Origin of the sequence: Methanorbis rubei (assembly GCF_032714495.1) — an archaeon.
GTDB classification, from domain to species: Archaea; Halobacteriota; Methanomicrobia; order Methanomicrobiales; family Methanocorpusculaceae; genus Methanocorpusculum; species Methanocorpusculum rubei.
The window spans coordinates 286,651-301,551 of record NZ_JAWDKB010000002.1 but is presented as its reverse complement, the minus strand read 5'-3'; the positions used below and the strand labels follow the sequence as shown (position 1 = coordinate 301,551).

At 52.1% G+C, this 14,901-nt stretch carries 22 protein-coding genes; 3 read left to right on the top strand and 19 right to left on the bottom strand.

The genetic code is table 11. The annotated features are described in order from the left end of the window. Both McpCs1_RS03510 and McpCs1_RS03505 read left to right on the top strand, forming a co-directional pair. Window positions 1-635 (top strand): 4Fe-4S dicluster domain-containing protein (locus McpCs1_RS03510; protein WP_338095875.1); only part of this gene is annotated, 635 nt, incomplete at its 5' end. A 117-nt stretch (window positions 636-752) separates the two neighbouring features. Continuing rightward, a complete protein-coding gene (locus McpCs1_RS03505) occupies window positions 753-1,340 on the top strand; it encodes a carbonic anhydrase (RefSeq protein ID WP_338095874.1) in 588 nt (195 codons plus the stop codon). Window positions 1,341-1,458: 118 nt separating this feature from the next. On the opposite strand, the gene McpCs1_RS03500 is transcribed toward McpCs1_RS03505, so the two are convergent. Next, the gene (locus tag McpCs1_RS03500) at window positions 1,459-2,055 is read right to left on the bottom strand and encodes an SLOG cluster 4 domain-containing protein (protein WP_338095873.1); all 597 of its coding nucleotides are present in this window, start codon (window positions 2,053-2,055) and stop codon (window positions 1,459-1,461) included. Between the two features lie 264 nt (window positions 2,056-2,319). Here McpCs1_RS03500 and McpCs1_RS03495 point away from each other — a divergent pair, with 264 nt between their 5' ends. Beyond that, window positions 2,320-2,505 (top strand): CxxC-x17-CxxC domain-containing protein, encoded by a 186-nt coding sequence (locus McpCs1_RS03495; RefSeq protein ID WP_338094188.1) that lies wholly within the window; start codon window positions 2,320-2,322, stop codon window positions 2,503-2,505. Window positions 2,506-2,588: 83 nt separating this feature from the next. Here the strand turns inward: McpCs1_RS03495 and McpCs1_RS03490 are convergent, their stop codons facing one another. The 18 genes from McpCs1_RS03490 to McpCs1_RS03405 form a co-directional block, all read right to left on the bottom strand. Next, window positions 2,589-3,359, bottom strand: coding sequence for a formylmethanofuran dehydrogenase subunit C (locus tag McpCs1_RS03490; RefSeq protein WP_338095872.1), 771 nt, complete (start codon window positions 3,357-3,359; stop codon window positions 2,589-2,591). Beyond that, entirely contained in the window at window positions 3,356-5,059 is a 1,704-nt protein-coding gene (locus McpCs1_RS03485; RefSeq protein ID WP_338095871.1) for a formylmethanofuran dehydrogenase subunit A, read from the bottom strand. The genes McpCs1_RS03490 and McpCs1_RS03485 overlap by 4 nt, the downstream gene beginning before the upstream one ends. After that, window positions 5,060-5,662, bottom strand: coding sequence for a 4Fe-4S binding protein (locus McpCs1_RS03480; RefSeq protein ID WP_338095870.1), 603 nt, complete (start codon window positions 5,660-5,662; stop codon window positions 5,060-5,062). Window position 5,663: 1 nt separating this feature from the next. Then, window positions 5,664-6,749 (bottom strand): hydrogenase large subunit, encoded by a 1,086-nt coding sequence (locus tag McpCs1_RS03475; protein ID WP_338095869.1) that lies wholly within the window; start codon window positions 6,747-6,749, stop codon window positions 5,664-5,666. Further along, the gene (locus tag McpCs1_RS03470) at window positions 6,746-7,210 is read right to left on the bottom strand and encodes an NADH-quinone oxidoreductase subunit B family protein (protein WP_338095868.1); all 465 of its coding nucleotides are present in this window, start codon (window positions 7,208-7,210) and stop codon (window positions 6,746-6,748) included. The genes McpCs1_RS03475 and McpCs1_RS03470 overlap by 4 nt, the downstream gene beginning before the upstream one ends. After that, on the bottom strand, window positions 7,207-7,578 hold the full coding sequence (locus McpCs1_RS03465) for an EhaM family protein (protein WP_338095867.1): 372 nt from the start codon (window positions 7,576-7,578) through the stop codon (window positions 7,207-7,209). Before McpCs1_RS03465 ends, McpCs1_RS03470 begins: the two co-directional genes overlap by 4 nt. Beyond that, on the bottom strand, window positions 7,569-7,826 hold the full coding sequence (locus McpCs1_RS03460; RefSeq protein WP_338095866.1) for a hypothetical protein: 258 nt from the start codon (window positions 7,824-7,826) through the stop codon (window positions 7,569-7,571). Before McpCs1_RS03460 ends, McpCs1_RS03465 begins: the two co-directional genes overlap by 10 nt. Beyond that, window positions 7,823-8,686, bottom strand: a complete 864-nt coding sequence (locus McpCs1_RS03455; protein WP_338095865.1) for a respiratory chain complex I subunit 1 family protein — start codon at window positions 8,684-8,686, stop codon at window positions 7,823-7,825. Before McpCs1_RS03455 ends, McpCs1_RS03460 begins: the two co-directional genes overlap by 4 nt. 1 nt (window position 8,687) lies before the next feature. After that, complete coding sequence (locus McpCs1_RS03450; RefSeq protein ID WP_338095864.1) at window positions 8,688-8,879, bottom strand: hypothetical protein; 192 nt, start codon at window positions 8,877-8,879, stop codon at window positions 8,688-8,690. 3 nt (window positions 8,880-8,882) lie between these two features. Beyond that, window positions 8,883-9,542, bottom strand: a complete 660-nt coding sequence (locus tag McpCs1_RS03445) for a hypothetical protein (protein WP_338095863.1) — start codon at window positions 9,540-9,542, stop codon at window positions 8,883-8,885. Continuing rightward, window positions 9,542-10,153, bottom strand: coding sequence for an EhaG family protein (locus tag McpCs1_RS03440; RefSeq protein WP_338095862.1), 612 nt, complete (start codon window positions 10,151-10,153; stop codon window positions 9,542-9,544). The genes McpCs1_RS03445 and McpCs1_RS03440 overlap by 1 nt, the downstream gene beginning before the upstream one ends. Further along, the gene (locus McpCs1_RS03435) at window positions 10,150-10,608 is read right to left on the bottom strand and encodes an EhaF family protein (RefSeq protein WP_338095861.1); all 459 of its coding nucleotides are present in this window, start codon (window positions 10,606-10,608) and stop codon (window positions 10,150-10,152) included. The genes McpCs1_RS03440 and McpCs1_RS03435 overlap by 4 nt, the downstream gene beginning before the upstream one ends. Next, the gene (locus McpCs1_RS03430; RefSeq protein WP_338095860.1) at window positions 10,605-10,856 is read right to left on the bottom strand and encodes an EhaE family protein; all 252 of its coding nucleotides are present in this window, start codon (window positions 10,854-10,856) and stop codon (window positions 10,605-10,607) included. Before McpCs1_RS03430 ends, McpCs1_RS03435 begins: the two co-directional genes overlap by 4 nt. After that, a complete protein-coding gene (locus McpCs1_RS03425; RefSeq protein WP_338095859.1) occupies window positions 10,853-11,092 on the bottom strand; it encodes an EhaD family protein in 240 nt (79 codons plus the stop codon). The genes McpCs1_RS03430 and McpCs1_RS03425 overlap by 4 nt, the downstream gene beginning before the upstream one ends. After that, window positions 11,089-11,346 (bottom strand): EhaC family protein, encoded by a 258-nt coding sequence (locus McpCs1_RS03420; RefSeq protein ID WP_338095858.1) that lies wholly within the window; start codon window positions 11,344-11,346, stop codon window positions 11,089-11,091. Before McpCs1_RS03420 ends, McpCs1_RS03425 begins: the two co-directional genes overlap by 4 nt. Continuing rightward, window positions 11,337-11,825, bottom strand: coding sequence for a [NiFe]-hydrogenase-3-type subunit EhaB (gene ehaB, locus McpCs1_RS03415; protein WP_338095857.1), 489 nt, complete (start codon window positions 11,823-11,825; stop codon window positions 11,337-11,339). Before ehaB ends, McpCs1_RS03420 begins: the two co-directional genes overlap by 10 nt. Before the next feature lie 319 nt (window positions 11,826-12,144). Beyond that, on the bottom strand, window positions 12,145-14,316 hold the full coding sequence (locus tag McpCs1_RS03410) for a PAS domain S-box protein (protein ID WP_338095856.1): 2,172 nt from the start codon (window positions 14,314-14,316) through the stop codon (window positions 12,145-12,147). A 247-nt stretch (window positions 14,317-14,563) separates the two neighbouring features. Continuing rightward, window positions 14,564-14,785: a hypothetical protein gene (locus McpCs1_RS03405; RefSeq protein WP_338095855.1), complete on the bottom strand. Its 222-nt coding sequence runs from the start codon at window positions 14,783-14,785 to the stop codon at window positions 14,564-14,566. Window positions 14,786-14,901: the final 116 nt, after the last annotated feature.

The following is a 14,901-nucleotide window of genomic DNA, read 5'->3' as shown; positions in this document are numbered from 1 at the left end:
TTGCATGCGGTAACTGGGGTGTTGTCGGTGACAAGGCCGGTAAAGCCACTTTCGTTGAGGTCTGCTCTGAGAAGGGTGCAATGCTCTTTGACGGTGCGGTGAAGGCAGGAGCGATCAGCTCGTCTGCACCGGACGCAAAAGGGCTTGAGATCCGCGGTAAGATCGAGAATGTGATGATCAAGATGGGCAAGAAGGCGCAGGAACACCAGTTTGGAGAACTGGGAACCGGTACCGAACGCCTCAACAAGATCATGGCCGAAGCATCCAAGTGTATCAAATGCTACGGATGTATCGAGAACTGTCCGATCTGCTACTGTGTCGAGTGTTCGACCAAGAAGCCGCACCTCGTCCGCCCGGGAATCATTCCGCCGGACTTTATGTTCCAGATGATCCGCTTTGCCCACATTGCGGACTCCTGTATCAACTGCGGTCAGTGCAGCGAACTTTGTCCAATGGATATCCCGAACTCGCTCTATATGCACTCCCAGCAGGTTGAGCTTGAGAAGATGTTCGGCCACAAGCCGGGTTACGACATGACGATGCCGGTCCTTTCCTATGCTGAGGAGATGGACGAGCGCGAGCGTCTGCACGCAACCGGTTCGGACATGATCTACGACAACGTATTCAAAGAGTAATTTTACTCTTTGCAACATACTTTTTCCGGGGATCCACGAAACTCTGCTCTCCTGAGAGCAGAACTCGTGTTTTTTCCGTTTTTTCGGGCCTACCGAACACCAAGAGGTGAAAATAATATGATTGAGAGTTTTATTGAAGGCAACAAGATTTTCCTCGAAAAAGATTTCGAGCGAAAAAAAGATCGGTACATGACTCTGGTCGAGTCCCAGCATCCAACCGTGCTGTGGATCGGCTGTTCTGACTCCCGTGTCAATGCGGAGCGGATTACCCACTGCCGTGCAGGAGAGTTGTTTACCCATCGAAACATTGGAAACATCGTGCCAACCCATGACTGGAATTTTGCAACCGTGCTTGAATATGCGGTTCGTCACCTGAAAGTGAAGGATATTGTTATCTGCGGCCATTCTGACTGCGGAGCACTGAAAGCACTGGATGTGGATATGAAGGGCGATGCCTACATTCCGATGTGGATTAACAATGCCCGCGAAGCACAGATGCGTGTGGATGCCCGCACTTCCGATGTCCCTACGACACCGGAGGAGAAGGCAGAACGTAAAAAAGAGATCGAGATCGAGAATGTCCGCCTGCAGATTGAGCATCTCAGAACATATCCTCTGGTCACCGAGGCGGAAAAGAAGGGATGCCTGGAAGTCCATGGATTATATTATGATCTGAAAACAGGCGTTCTGTCTCAGGTCGATTGAATTTTTCTGATCATTATTTTTTTTGAAAAATGTCTGTAATATTTTTTTCTGAAATAGAATTTGTGCTATGATGAATATTTTAAAAATTCGTCATCGAAAAAATTTTAAAAAAAATTTCTTATCTCTTTCCCGCACACACCGGACGCGAGAGGTATACCGGCAGTTTTTCTGCAAGAACGTTTACCGCATCGTCTGCCGTGTCAATGCCATAGATGCGGTCGTCAGGTATCTCGGGACAGCGGTCTTTGTCATCAAGTTTTTTGTCGGCAACAACCGCACTCCAGTCTGCAAAAGTTTCAGAGGAGCCTGCCGGATGCGGAACGCGGTAGGCGAGAATCAGCCGCCGCATAATCCAGGCATACGATAACTCCGAGAGGGTGCCGGACCCTCCGCCGATTGCAATCACCGCATCACTGTTTGCTACGATAAAATTTCGTGCATGATCTAAGCCTGTTGCAATCGGAATATCGATGTACGGGTTTGCCGCATCAGGACTGCATCCCGGCAGAACTCCGATTACATCCCCGCTGCAATAGACAGGAGATGCATGAGCCCCGCGAGCGGCAGCCTCCATTACGCCGCCCAGCCCGCCGCAGATTATCCGGTATCCTGCGGCATTGAGGGCACTGCCGAGTTGTTCTGCAAAGATCTCTTTATGCGAATTTTTCGGAAGAGATCCGTCACCGATTACGGCAATGATCGGCTTTCTGTTCATGGATGAATATTTGGACGGTGAAAGAGATGAAGTATTGCATTATCGGTGATTTACTAAGAAATATACGGTCCTTCTTATGGTATGGTCAGAATTTTTTCTCGCGAAATATTTTTCATGGACTGATACATTGTTATATATCCATGCAGCACCAATCTAAAACTGCAGTTTCGTCTGCATGAGTTATATGCGTATGAAATCCTTTTCGGATTTTGTGCGTGCAGACTCATGAGCATGGGATTTCCCGTGTTCATGGAGTTAATAAAAATGGAAAGAAGAAATTCCTACGGCGCACCCCGCCAATACAACGACGCACCCCGCGAGATGACCAAAGCAATCTGCTCCGACTGCGGAAAAGAGTGCGAAGTTCCCTTCAAACCAACCGAGGGTAGACCGGTTTACTGCCGCGACTGCCTCCCAAAGCACAGAGCACCGCGCACGCCCCGGTACTAAAGAGATATTCTGCGGAGAAATGTCTCCGCGTTAACTTTTTTTTTGATTCGATTACTTTGTTTGTGCTCCGCCCACGGAAAAAATTATATCCGCGTGTAACTACCCACGCGAAGCGTTCCCTTGCCGTTGCGGTGCGCGAGATCGCCCGTAAACACCGTAAGCTCGCGACCGTTCTCCACAACTTTGCCGACCTCGGCAAACGTTGGCATGAAATCATCCACATGCCCAAATATCGTGCACTCTCCGGCAAACATATCGCCGCAGGGCATCACGGCGTCTCCTTCGATGGTAAGTTTTCCCCCTTTCATATTCACGCCTGCATGCAGTCCTGCGCTGCCCATAACATGCACAACACCGCCAAAAAGACTCTCGCCGCAGTAGTCACCCACATCGCCCTTCACGAAAATCTCACCACCGCGAACACCTTTTCGTCCGCCGCGGTAGCCTGACCCGCAGTAGTTTCCGGCATTCCCGTGACAGATGATTTTGCCGCCAAGCATCTCGCGGCCAAGCCAGTCTCCGGCATCTCCCATGATCTCAATCGTCCCTCCGGTCATAAAGTCGCCGCAGTGCATCCCGATATTTCCTTCAACAAGAATTCTGCCGTCAGTCATGTACTCGCCGACACGCTTCACGCGTGAAGCGTCCCCGATGATCACAATCTCTGTTGCTGCAGGGCCTGCTGCCTCGCCGTCAACGCGGATATCAAACACATCAGAGAGCATCATCTTCTGGTTGCCCACATACACATTCACCAGAACCGTTTTCGAAAGCGTCTCCGGCGTAATCACCTCTGCCTCAATCGGCAGATGCGGGTCCACCGAATCGCGCATAATCAGAGTAATTCGTCTCATAACTTCGTCTCCGTTTCAATTTTCATGCTGCGGGCGATGTAGTAGTTCTCATCAACCGGATAGTTCTCCTTCTGAATCGAGTAGAACCGCTCAAACGTTCTGATAAGCTCAGGATCATTATCCATATCGTACGCTTTCGGCACTTTCGGGCTGCACCAGAATGTTCGGTTCTGATTGTCTGCCAGAATCTCATCATCACGCGAGATCATCACTCCTCCCTTGAACGTGTACTTCGTCTGGCCGAACCCGCGGATAACCTCTGCGTACTGCTTTGCCGGATCGATCTTATCGGGCCGGATCGGATACACCGCAATATCAGCTTCAGCGCCGATACCAAGATGTCCTTTGCCGCGTTCCAGCAGACCGAGCGCCCGCGCCTGTCCTGCCCGCGTCATTACTGCGATCTCGTCAAACGTCATCTCGCGGTCGAGTGATGGAAGCACCACACGTTTTGCGGTCCCGGCATGCACGGTTGCAAACTCCTTGTCCCGATACTCGCGGCTCATCAAAAGCCCGATGATCTCAGGATACTTCACAAACGGAGCTCCGTTTGGATTGTCGGTTGTCAGCTGACACTGCCAGGGATTTTCCACCAACAGGGCAAGTTCAAGACCGATCGCCCACATGATGCTGTTTACCAGATTCTTGCGCCGGTACATTACAGGGATGACGCCGGACGCGGTCTCCAGCTCGACATCATGATTACTCCACTTGTCCTGATGGAGGCGGTAGAGATTGAACTCCATCGGGCCGTCAGCGGTCATCGTGGTTGTTCGTCCAAACATTACCTGACCCATGTCGATCGTAATCTGCGGACACAGGTTCACCATTTTTGAGACAGGTTCAGCTTTTGAACAGAAATCTCCCCAGCCTGATCCTCCGTAGGAGTGGAACTGGACATGCGTCAGATGTGCGGTCTGGCGTTTTTCGTTCAGATCCCGCACCAGTCCCATCGTTCCAAGCGTGCAGGTGTAGTTGCCGGGCTTTCCCAGATTATTACAGTGCAGATGCACGGAATGCGGCAGTCCGAGCATTTCGTTTGCTTCGATTATGCCGGTAATGAACTCTGCCGGACTTATGTCGAAGAAGGGGATCGGTTTTCTGATGCATTCGACATTTTTGCCCCAGCTCCACATCTCAGCGCCCAGAGGGTTGGTGACTTTTACGCCGTATCCTTTGACCGCGGTGAGCCGCCATGCAATGAGAGCCGCAGCGCGTTTGATGTCTCCTGCTCCGATCGCCCGCATGACGCCCCAGTCACCATCGAAGAGTGTGAGAATAAGACCGTCCTGCAATGGCGTGTGGCGGAACTCTTCATGCGTATGTCTTGCTTCAAGAGGAGCCATTGCTCCTTCGGTGAGCGTGGTGTATCCCATCTGGGCGTAGCGGTAGCTGTTGCCGTACGTGGTCGGGATACTGTAGCCTGAGACCGCCCGCATGCCGCGTCCGCGGGGAGCACGGCCTGCCCGCATGTCCTCAGGGCTCATGTATCTGCCGAAGTTCACTTTTGTTCCGCAGATATGGGTGTGCGAGTCAATGCCGCCCGGAAGTACCAGCATGCCGCCGCAGTCGATGACTTCTGCGTTTCTGGACGGTTCTTCAGCGATGCGGCCGTCAACAATCGCGATGTCCATTATCTCCTGCGAGATGTGGTTTACCGGATCGATCACACAGGCATTTTTCAAAAGATAGTCAGGCATTTACGGCTCCTCCTTTTGTACTGCTTGAACGCGTCTTGCGACATGCATCGCCCCGTTCGGGCAGGTGTCCTCACAGACCTTGCAGCCTTTGCAGAGCTCGTTGTGCAGAACCGTGTTTCTTCCTTTCACGACCTTCATCAGAAGGTCGTCAGAGACTGATGTTCCTCCGGCCCCCATCTCTGGATCGATCTCGCGGTTTACGGGACATGCTGTCGTGCAGTTGCCGCATCCCATGCAGAGCTTTCGGTGAACCTGCACCTCGTACTCGTGCGTGAAGGCAAGTCTCTGTTCGTGTTTGCGAGCGAGAATATCTCCTGCGGTCATCACCTCTTCAGGGCATATTTCCACACAGTAGCCGCACCGGAAGCAGTGGCCGCGAATAATCTGCGGCTCCCATTTTCCGTTTTCGCGCAGAACCACGTCGATTGCTCCCGGAGCCGGACAGATCATTCTGCACTCAAGGCAGTGCGTGCAGTCGTTGCCGGTGAGCTCGGGGAAGTCACGGAAGTATGCGGGAGCGGCGAGCGGTGCAGTTTTTGCGGCAAAGAATTTTTTTATCCATGCAGGCCTTGCAAACTCTTTGAAGTAAGACAAAACGCTCATTTTACCGCTCCGCACAGGCAATGCAGGGGTCTGCACTGATGAAGGTCGAGGTCACGTCAGCTGCTGATGCGAGATTTTTCATCATCGCATGCGTTCCCACTTCCACGTTCATGATTGACGGCGTCTGAATGGCGACCGAGATGACCTGACCTTCTGCATCCAGTTCGATATCGTACGTCAGATCTCCCCGCGGCGCTTCAATCGTGTGTTTGCAGCGTCCGGCAGTCACACGTCCGCCGAGCCGAATTGGTCCCTGCGGGAGAGCCGCAAGGGCATTTTTGATGATTGTTGTCGACTGGAACAGTTCGTCAAACCGCAGCATGATGCGGGCGAAGTTGTCGCCTTCGGGTCGCGTGATCATCTTCCAGCCGAGTTCTTTGTAGAGCGGGTCGTTTGCCCGGGCATCGCGGGGAATACCGCTTGCCCTTGCTGTCGGTCCTACAACCCCGCTTTCCTTTGCATCTTTTTCGCTCAGAATGCCGATCCCTTTGGACCGGAGAGCAATCATCGGGCCTGTTGCAAACATCTTCACAAATCTTGGAAGCTCTGCTTCCACATGAGCGATCGCTTCCCGAATTTTTTCCGCGGTCTCGTTCGTGATGTCCTCGCGAACGCCGCCCGGCACAACATATGCTGCCATAATGCGTGTGCCGGTCATGATCTCGATTGCATCCATCACGGTCTCACGGAGATTTAACAGATACATCGCAAGCGTCTCATGCTCGATTGTGTAGCAGTACGAGTAGTTTGCAAGCAGATGGCTCTGCATCCGGTCAAGTTCATTGAGGATAATTCGCAGATGTGCGGCTCTGGGCGATACGCCGATGCCGCTGATTTGCTCCAGCGCCCCGACAATTACCGTGTTATGGACGACCGAACAGATGCCGCAGACGCGTTCTGCAAGAAAAATCGTCTCCTGCCAGGGTCTGCCGACCATGATCTTTTCGATGCCCTTTTTCACGTAGCCAAGCTCGACTTCGGTTGCGATCACCCGTTCGCCTATGGTTTCGCATTTGATTCGTGCCGGCTCCTTGAAGCAGGGATGCACCGGTCCGATCGGGAGCGAGATGTCAACCACTTTCTTCATCGCTTCTCCTCCAATCTGGTTTCATAGTTGTCAAAGAGTATGTCTGCTACGCTCAGTATTGCGTTGATGATCTCGGTCGGTCGCGGCGGACAGCCGGGAATGGCTGCTGCGACCGGAATATATTTGCTGACCGGCGGGTCGACGAGAGAGCCGGGCCTGTTGAACGCACAGCCTGAGATCGGACAGTTGCCAATCGTGACAACCGCTTTTGGTTCAGGGACTTTATCCCAGAGATCAGGAAGTTTGTCAATCCACTGTGCTGACATTGCTCCGGTCACTAATATTACATCAGCCTCGCGGGGATTGTTGTGGACATAGATGCCGTACTGTTCGATGTCGTAACGCGGCGAGAGGCATGCGAGAATCTCAATATCGCAGCCGTTGCAGGAGCCGGTATTCACGTAACAGACATGAATGGAACGTTTGCGAACCGCGTTTTTCACTTTCTGTAAGAGTGTCATGAAACTGCCTCCACAATTTCTGCGAGAAGTTCTGCAATCGCGGTGTCGGACTCAGCACGGCGGCGAAGTTCTGCGGCAGCTACTTCAGAGAGAATGCCTGTTGCAGTTGTCAGATGCGGAAGAGAAAGAGCGTCTGAGATCTCGTCGCCAGCAGCCGCGGCAGCTTTCGCTGCTGCATCTGCTGCCTCAAGCCGTGGCCCGAGATTTTCCAGCGTCATCATATCACAGTTGTTGATCAGAATTTTTCGCATTTTTTGTCGGTTGATGCCCAGCCGTTCGGCAAGAGCGACCACTGCCTGATCCTGCCTGGTTCCCTTGAGAACTGCAAGTTTCATCGGCTGAAGATTTCGTTCGTAGATCAGATCCATGGTATCGCTCCTGCCCAACAAAGCACGCCGTAAACGACAAACAACAGAATCATCACCCAGACGAGAACCATCTCGCCGGTGTGAATCTTCTCCTCATCTTTTGCGAGGAACACAACTGCAAGAATGCCAAACAGCACCGCTCCGGCAACTGCTCCTCCAAGCACTTCAGGATGACTGATGACTTCTATCGCCATCAACAGAATGTAGAATGCGATTCCCGCAACAACTCCTTTTGCTATCCAGCTCATAGTATCCCTCCAAGAACCAGCCACACGCATCCTCCGTAGAGCAGAACGACCAGAGTCCAGACTGTCTGGATCGTCACGACCTGATACGGGGTAAGCATCGGTGTTGACGCACAGACAAAGGAGACCGAGATCATCAGAACGATCATCAGAATGATCATCAGCCACCATGGCACCGCTCCGATAAAGAGCAGAACAAATGCCGAGAGCAGAACTACGGTCTTCAGACTCATCGCGATGTTCAGCATCGCCCGCCACCCGCCGAAGTGTTCGGTCCAATAGCCGGAGATGAGTTCCTTTGCCTCAATCACTGAGAACGGGCCGTAGTGTGCTTTGGACAAAATGATCAGATACAAAGACACTGCTGCCGGAAACGCGAGCAGAAGAAGCGGCGTATGCGTGGTGTTCCACTCAGCAATCGCTCCTATCGAAAGTGTTCCGGTAAAGAGATAGACTATCGCAACAGTCGCGAGCAAGGGCAGTTCTGCTGCCGCTGACATGACCGATCTGATTGCGCCAAACTTGGTGTAGGGAGAGCCTGACGAAAGTCCGGTTCCATGCTCCACGATCTTGTGCAGCATATAGAGTGCGAACAAGATCAGCAGGCTTGCGCCGGTAGCGACCACCCAGAGTGCTGCAACCCAGATGCCGACCGCAATCAACACGATTGCAACATACATCACCTGACTGGCGGTCTTTGGGATCCATGTCTGTTTGAAGGAGAACTTCAGCGTGTGTAAAATTTCCTGCCAGATTGGCGGGCCCGGCCTCAACTGAATGCGTGCGATGACCTTTCGGTGCAGGCCATGCAGCAGAAGTCCGGCAAACACTGCAATGATTAGGAGCAGAAGAAAAGGAATCATCTCAGTACCCCACAAACGGAATATCTCCGTCCTTTGTTCCTGCACACCACCCGTAAATGAAGCAGGCGAGTGCTGCCGGTATGCATATCACCACAACTGCAATGAACGCAGGAATCTCTGCTACTGCGAGCGCAGCTACTATCGCCGCCGCGGCAAACACGATTCCAAGACCAAATGCTGTAGACTTTTTCATGATTCACACCGTCAGGAGAATTTCCACTACCCGCAGGAAGAGCAGGAGCGAGCTTACATGGATCATCAGAATGTAGGGGGCGCCCGGCGCTCTGGTAATCTCGGCTTTACCGATATAAAACGGAGCCATTCCTTCGCCCAAGACTCCAACTAACAGCAGAAGTTTGGCAACGATTGGAACCGAGATTCCGGCTGTTGCTTCCGCGGCTGTTGCGAGCTCCCAGATCGAGAGCGTTCCACACGTTGCGGCAATAATTGCCGCTCCGGCAAATAAAGGAACGGTCGCCATCATGACGACAAGTCCGTAGGAGAACGCGGCGTCGAGAACCTGTTTGTTTTTGACTGCTGCAACGATACCGATATTTAACACACCGATAAATGCCGCAAACAGCGTGAAGTTGAAGATGTCCCCTGTTGTAATCGCGCCAATCGTTGCAATACCGCAGGCGATTGCCATGAATCGCTGGAACTTCATCAAATCAACAGGAACTTCTTTCGTGTAATAGCCGTCAGTGCCAAATACAATGTCGACCGGTTTTTCCGGCAGGCTGATGACCGCGAGGATGACAAACATCGCCGCAAACGCAAACAGCACCACCGTGTAGCCGGAAAGATAGTGGACGATGTCGCCGAACGGCATTCTGATTAAAATCTGTTCAAACATTATTCACCACCCCGCATTGTTCCAACCAAAGACATTTTCGCCATAACTTTGAGCATGATGCCAACCGCCGCAAGCATAATCGCAAGGAACCACTGCGAAGGAAACAGCATGAAGATGAAGAATGCGATCACCCAGAGTGCCCATGCATAGCCTGCGGCATTTTCGATTTTTGCAAAATGTTCGCCCATATTTTTTCCAAGGAAAAAGATCATAAGACCAAGCGCTGCAATGAGTCCTCCGGAAAATCCGGTGAGAAAAATTCCGTACGCTGCAAGCAATAGGCCGATGATTGGCGGGGCTGTCTTCATGACCTCGATGTCGAATTTTTTTGCCGAATGTTTCTGTTGAAGTTTTTCTTTGGCAAGCCAGAGTTCAGAGACCGCCATAATTTCAGCAACGCCGACGACGAGGCCCGGCAGAATCAAGGCTTCTGCAAGATCGGTCGCAATGAGTGCGACGACAACAAGACCGGTTATCTCGATAAGGTCGATGATGATGAGTTTGTGGATGTCATCCTTTTCGCGAAGGATCGCCGAGAACGCAATGATGATCGCAATGAATGCGACTGCAATACCGATCTGGTACACGAGCGGCATCTCAAATGCAATCATTGTTTTGCCCTCCGGTAGAGGAACGAGGCTATGGCAAAAGCCGCAAAGAAGATGCTTGCTTCAACAATCGTGTCAAGGCCCCTCGTGTAGTAGAGGATTTCATCAAGAATTCCGCCCGGATGGCCGACGATGGTTGTTCCAAGGTACATGGTGGTGTTTGCCAGGAACCAGCTTGCAGGAGTTAAGTATGCGGTGACGTAACCGATCGCAGGAGAGTTCTCAGGATACTGGGCAACAATCTGCGCCGGCTCTGCGAATGGTGTGCCGCCGCGGTCGTAAGGGTTTAAGGAACTCTCAGGATTGATGGATTTTGGGTAGAGCTGAGACTCGTCGTAGGCGAGGAATGGAACGGTGAGAAGTCCGAGTATTGCGATGAGGCAGACGACTGCGGCGTAAATTTTTGGCAGGTTGTTTGTGTCTGCAAGGTATTCGGATATCTTCTGGACTTTGCTCATTGCTCTTCCTCTCTTGCCTGCTGTTTTTCGATGAGCCGCACGAAGATGAGCGTTGTAACAATGTTGACTGCGATGAAGGTGACGAGAGCGAGCATTTCGTCGAACGCGAGCATGATGAAGACGAGACCGAACTCGGCGACTTCCATGTTGATGAGTCTCGTGAGGTAGGTTTTGTCACGAGGATATGCGGTTGCGGCAACACCTATGAGGAGCAGGACGCAGCCGATGATGAACTCGAGTTCGTTCATTGAAGCCCCTCCGGTCGTTTGCAGCAGAGGAGGAGGACGAAGATGGTTCCAATCGGCATCATGAGAGAGACAACGATGGCAACGTCAAGGTAGCCGAGTTTTACCATGAAGATGACCGCTCCTGCAACAAGGATTCCAAGAGTGATCAGTTTGTCAAACGGATTTTTGACGAGGACTGTTGCAATGCCGCCAATGAGGGCGAGAACTGCGGCGAGAAGAGTGACGAGCTCTATCATGTCTGCTCACCTCTGAGTTTTTCCATGGCTGATGCGATGGCGTTTGCTTCCAAGGTTGCGCCAACAAGATACGCTGCTGCGGCAATAAGTGTCAGTGGATGCGGGAGGATGAGGACGATTACTCCTGCAACCGCGAAGTTCATGACGGTGATGAAAGGTAGTTTTCGTGCGGTGTTTTTCTCAAACACTGCGCGAAGGGCTGCGTAGACAGCGATGACTGCACAGACTGCGAGAACGAGTTCGGTCACGAGCATCTCCTCCAGAGTTTTCCAAGGATTCTGCTGATGTGCTTGGGTGATATCCCCTGCACGATGAGAATGGCGATGACGATTCCTGCGATGAAGGTTTCAGGCGGGAATCCTGCGAAGGTGTCAAGCGCCCAAAAAACTGCGGTTGCAAGGAGAGTTCCGCTCACTGCGGCGTATCCTTTGTCTGCGCAGATTCGTGCGCCGATAAAGATGAGGACTGCTGCAAGGAGTCCTCCGGGGACGCCCCAGATCCAGTAGCCGCATGCGGCAATGAGGGTTCCTGCGGATGCGTCGGGAGAGGTGACGATGTTTCCAATCATCCAGCCGCCGCATCTGTCGCCTCCATCTGCTTCAATCTCTCGTTCGATGGTCTCTGTTCCTGATACTCCGGCGTGGGCAGGGAGTTTCCAGAACAGGTCAAGGCCCACAAAGAGTATGAGGGTGATTACCGCAGAGGCGGCGATGTATGCTGGTTCAGGGATCATGCTCTTCTCATTCTTTGAAAAATCCGGGTTACCCGCAAGGTGCGGCGGATTTTTTCGTTAATGATATGCTATTGACATCTGTTTCATTAATAAATTGCGGATTGGTACTTGGTCGAGGTGTGTACGTGGAGTGTCCACGATTCGCATGCCTTCTGCCTGATCATCGATTCACGAGAATTCATGGAATTCCTATTTGAAAAAAGTTTTCCGGGTAGTGATGAATGATGCCTCATAAAAATCATATTTATCACCCCAAACAAAATTCGCGTAAATCCGTACAAAACATAACGACTACATCGCCAATCTCAAAAACCCGCACTTACCTACCGGCACCCTCATCAGGAATAATTTCTCCCGAGGACACCACGCCCGCGACCGTACCGCACTCCTCGCGAAGAAGCGAGTTGCGCCACCGGATCGATTTTTCCGTGCCGTCGCTGCACAGAACCGTACCGCTGTAGACATCGCCCTCCACATCCACCATGCCTGAGAGCAGCTGCTCGAACGCCTGAAGGCGTGCCTCGCGGGCATGGGCCGGAACGACATCCTCAAACCAGTTCCTGCCGATCAGCTCAGACTCACTGTAGCCGAGAGTTTTCGCACCGTACCGGTTGATCATCTCGATCACTCCGTCGCGGCGGACCACGACCAGCATGACGCCCGCAATATCCAGATAACTCCGGGTGCGGTCGCGTTCGCGCTGCAGTTTCTCCTGCAAAAGGCAGCGGGAAGCAACAGTGCTGATCTGAAACGATGTTGACATCAGAATTCCTCTGAGCACCGTATCAGGCGACTGGGGAGCAGTTGAACCAAGCACAATACAGGCAACCGTCCTGCTCTCATGAACCACCGGCATCAGAACAAGCGAAGCCGCGTTGTCCATCGTGGACAGGGTTCCTTCCGGGAAAAGTCCCATACGATACGTGTCAAAGATCGCAGGCTCACCTTTCCGGATGATCCGGTCCACAATCGAGTCGCGGTGAATCGCCGGAGCAAACCGTCCGCCCTTGGACATAAAGAGAATATAATCATCAAAGATGCTGCGCTGATAGACCGCGACCGCAGTAAACCCGCTGATCTTTGGCAGCATCTCCAGAGCCGAGTTCCATATCTCCTGCGTCGTCGTCACACCTTCAAGCACAAACGCAAGCTCGCGGGTCTGAAGCTGGCGGTTACGGTCAGCAACCTCATCAGAGATGTCGGTTGCCATCGTCAGCAGATACTCGCGGTCTGCGGAGAGAACCATGCGCAGCACGCGGGCTGAGACGTAACAGACAGTTCCGTTCACCACAATCCGGTCTTCAGGGACATTCACCGGTTTGCCAAACGCCTTCACCTTATCATGCGCATCAGCAAGATGCGTGGACCCTAAGCGGGAGAGAAGCTTCGAGATCGAAAGGCTCCGAAGTTCAGTGCGGTTGATGCCGAGATACTGCTCGGCACTGAGATTGGTGTAGACAATTCTGTCGGTTTTCGTATCGGTGACGATGATGATGCCAGGGATATTATGCATCACGCCGTCAAGAAACAGCTTCCACCGCTTCACACTCTGCTCGGCATTTCTGCGGTCGGTAACGTCGCGAAGCGCTCCGTTGTAGCCGAGGAACATTCCTGACTCTTCGTCAAGGATCACCGGCGTTCCGGAGAACTCGCAGTAGATGCGGCTGCCGTTCTTGCAGATGAACGGAAACTCAAGAAGCGTGAACCCGGTCTCTTTGGAGAGCTCTGCGGCAAGTTCCCAGGAAAAACGCGAACCTGCGCCTGCCGGCATGAACTCGGTGAAGGAGTGGCCGATCAGTTCCTCGGGAGCGTATCCGCATATCTCGGTTATCTGGGGGCTGATGTAGCGGATGACTGCGTCCTCGTCGAGCGACCAGATACAGTCGCGAACCGTTTCGACCAGACGACGAAACATTGCTTCGCTTCGTTCGAGGGCTGCCTCGGCATTTTTGTGATCAGTGACATCGTCAAGGATGACGGTCACGCCCGGTCTGCCGTCGGCGAGCACCATCGGGTAGATCTTCTGATCAAGATAGCATTCGCGTCCTTCATGAAAGATCCGCAGCTCGCCACGGACGGTGTCGCCGCGAAGGGCGCGTCTGATATGGTCAGCAAGCACGTCGCCGCACAAAAGATTGCAAGGGCCGCTGTAGACAAGTGAGCCGACAACATTCTCGGAGTCGACGGAGAGGAACGAGAGAAGTGCTTCGTTGGCCTGAATGATCTTCAGATTTTCGTCAATTAAGAGCACCATCTCTGAAGAGAGGTTGAGCATTGCAGAGACCGGCACGCGTTTTGAGATGAAGAAGACTTTTGCTTTGCCGAATGTCCGCATCTCGACCTGGCCGGAGACAAGCAGGGTGTCCATGTATCGTGCAATGGTGTTTCTGTTGAGGTGAGCGGCGTCTGCGATCTCGGTGACGGACATCCCGCGGGGATTGTCCTTGAGAAGTGTGAGAATATCGGAAAAATCGCCCGCCGACTCGTTCATTACTCATTCATTATCCCTGAATCTTGATAATGCTTTCTTCAAGGCAAAGCTCTGTTGCCACACATCAATGCCATGCAATGAACCATACAAATAAATACAATAACTACGAATAGAGTAGTAGCAGCCGGTAGTGATTCCACCGGCCGCGGACAGACCTGCAGAACAAACGCAAAATGTTCATTCCATGCAGTCAAAGTTTCAGGAAATTTACACCACATACGATTCCTGAGATGAGACATACACCTCATCACACACCTACACACCAGCCATTTCCGTGCGGGAGTCTTGTCGGGTCTGCCATCAATACAATAATCATCACACCTCCAAACAAACGGTTAATGACACACGTACCACTCTCAAAACCCCCCAAATTTTCTTTTTTACTGTTCTTATAAAAATTGCAATCTGTTTTGCCCATAAATTCGTTTATTGGCAAACATTGTTTGGTATTGTTCATTGCTCCGCCCACGGAAAAACGGAAAACACAGAGTTTCACGGAAAAACATCACGGAGCAGACGTGAACAGCACGGAAATAAATTGTGTTCGGATTCAATGATGTTTTTATCTGTGTTTTCTGTGAAAGG

Excerpts from the sequence above, each read along its gene's own strand:
- McpCs1_RS03450 (WP_338095864.1), bottom strand. The coding sequence starts at position 8,879 with ATGAAAAAGTCTACAGCATTTGGTCTTGGAATCGTGTTTGCCGCGGCG.
- McpCs1_RS03410 (WP_338095856.1), bottom strand. The coding sequence starts at position 14,316 with ATGAACGAGTCGGCGGGCGATTTTTCCGATATTCTCACACTTCTCAAG.
- McpCs1_RS03420 (WP_338095858.1), bottom strand. The coding sequence starts at position 11,346 with ATGCTCGTGACCGAACTCGTTCTCGCAGTCTGTGCAGTCATCGCTGTC.
- McpCs1_RS03470 (WP_338095868.1), bottom strand. The coding sequence starts at position 7,210 with ATGACACTCTTACAGAAAGTGAAAAACGCGGTTCGCAAACGTTCCATT.
- McpCs1_RS03475 (WP_338095869.1), bottom strand. The coding sequence starts at position 6,749 with ATGAAGAAAGTGGTTGACATCTCGCTCCCGATCGGACCGGTGCATCCC.
- McpCs1_RS03490 (WP_338095872.1), bottom strand. The coding sequence starts at position 3,359 with ATGAGACGAATTACTCTGATTATGCGCGATTCGGTGGACCCGCATCTG.
- ehaB (WP_338095857.1), bottom strand. The coding sequence starts at position 11,825 with ATGATCCCTGAACCAGCATACATCGCCGCCTCTGCGGTAATCACCCTC.
- McpCs1_RS03455 (WP_338095865.1), bottom strand. The coding sequence starts at position 8,686 with ATGATTCCTTTTCTTCTGCTCCTAATCATTGCAGTGTTTGCCGGACTT.
- McpCs1_RS03430 (WP_338095860.1), bottom strand. The coding sequence starts at position 10,856 with ATGAACGAACTCGAGTTCATCATCGGCTGCGTCCTGCTCCTCATAGGT.
- McpCs1_RS03505 (WP_338095874.1), top strand. The coding sequence starts at position 753 with ATGATTGAGAGTTTTATTGAAGGCAACAAGATTTTCCTCGAAAAAGAT.
- McpCs1_RS03480 (WP_338095870.1), bottom strand. The coding sequence starts at position 5,662 with ATGAGCGTTTTGTCTTACTTCAAAGAGTTTGCAAGGCCTGCATGGATA.
- McpCs1_RS03440 (WP_338095862.1), bottom strand. The coding sequence starts at position 10,153 with ATGATTGCATTTGAGATGCCGCTCGTGTACCAGATCGGTATTGCAGTC.
- McpCs1_RS03485 (WP_338095871.1), bottom strand. The coding sequence starts at position 5,059 with ATGCCTGACTATCTTTTGAAAAATGCCTGTGTGATCGATCCGGTAAAC.
- McpCs1_RS03425 (WP_338095859.1), bottom strand. The coding sequence starts at position 11,092 with ATGATAGAGCTCGTCACTCTTCTCGCCGCAGTTCTCGCCCTCATTGGC.
- McpCs1_RS03445 (WP_338095863.1), bottom strand. The coding sequence starts at position 9,542 with ATGTTTGAACAGATTTTAATCAGAATGCCGTTCGGCGACATCGTCCAC.
- McpCs1_RS03465 (WP_338095867.1), bottom strand. The coding sequence starts at position 7,578 with ATGGATCTGATCTACGAACGAAATCTTCAGCCGATGAAACTTGCAGTT.
- McpCs1_RS03435 (WP_338095861.1), bottom strand. The coding sequence starts at position 10,608 with ATGAGCAAAGTCCAGAAGATATCCGAATACCTTGCAGACACAAACAAC.
- McpCs1_RS03495 (WP_338094188.1), top strand. The coding sequence starts at position 2,320 with ATGGAAAGAAGAAATTCCTACGGCGCACCCCGCCAATACAACGACGCA.
- McpCs1_RS03460 (WP_338095866.1), bottom strand. The coding sequence starts at position 7,826 with ATGAGCTGGATAGCAAAAGGAGTTGTTGCGGGAATCGCATTCTACATT.
- McpCs1_RS03500 (WP_338095873.1), bottom strand. The coding sequence starts at position 2,055 with ATGAACAGAAAGCCGATCATTGCCGTAATCGGTGACGGATCTCTTCCG.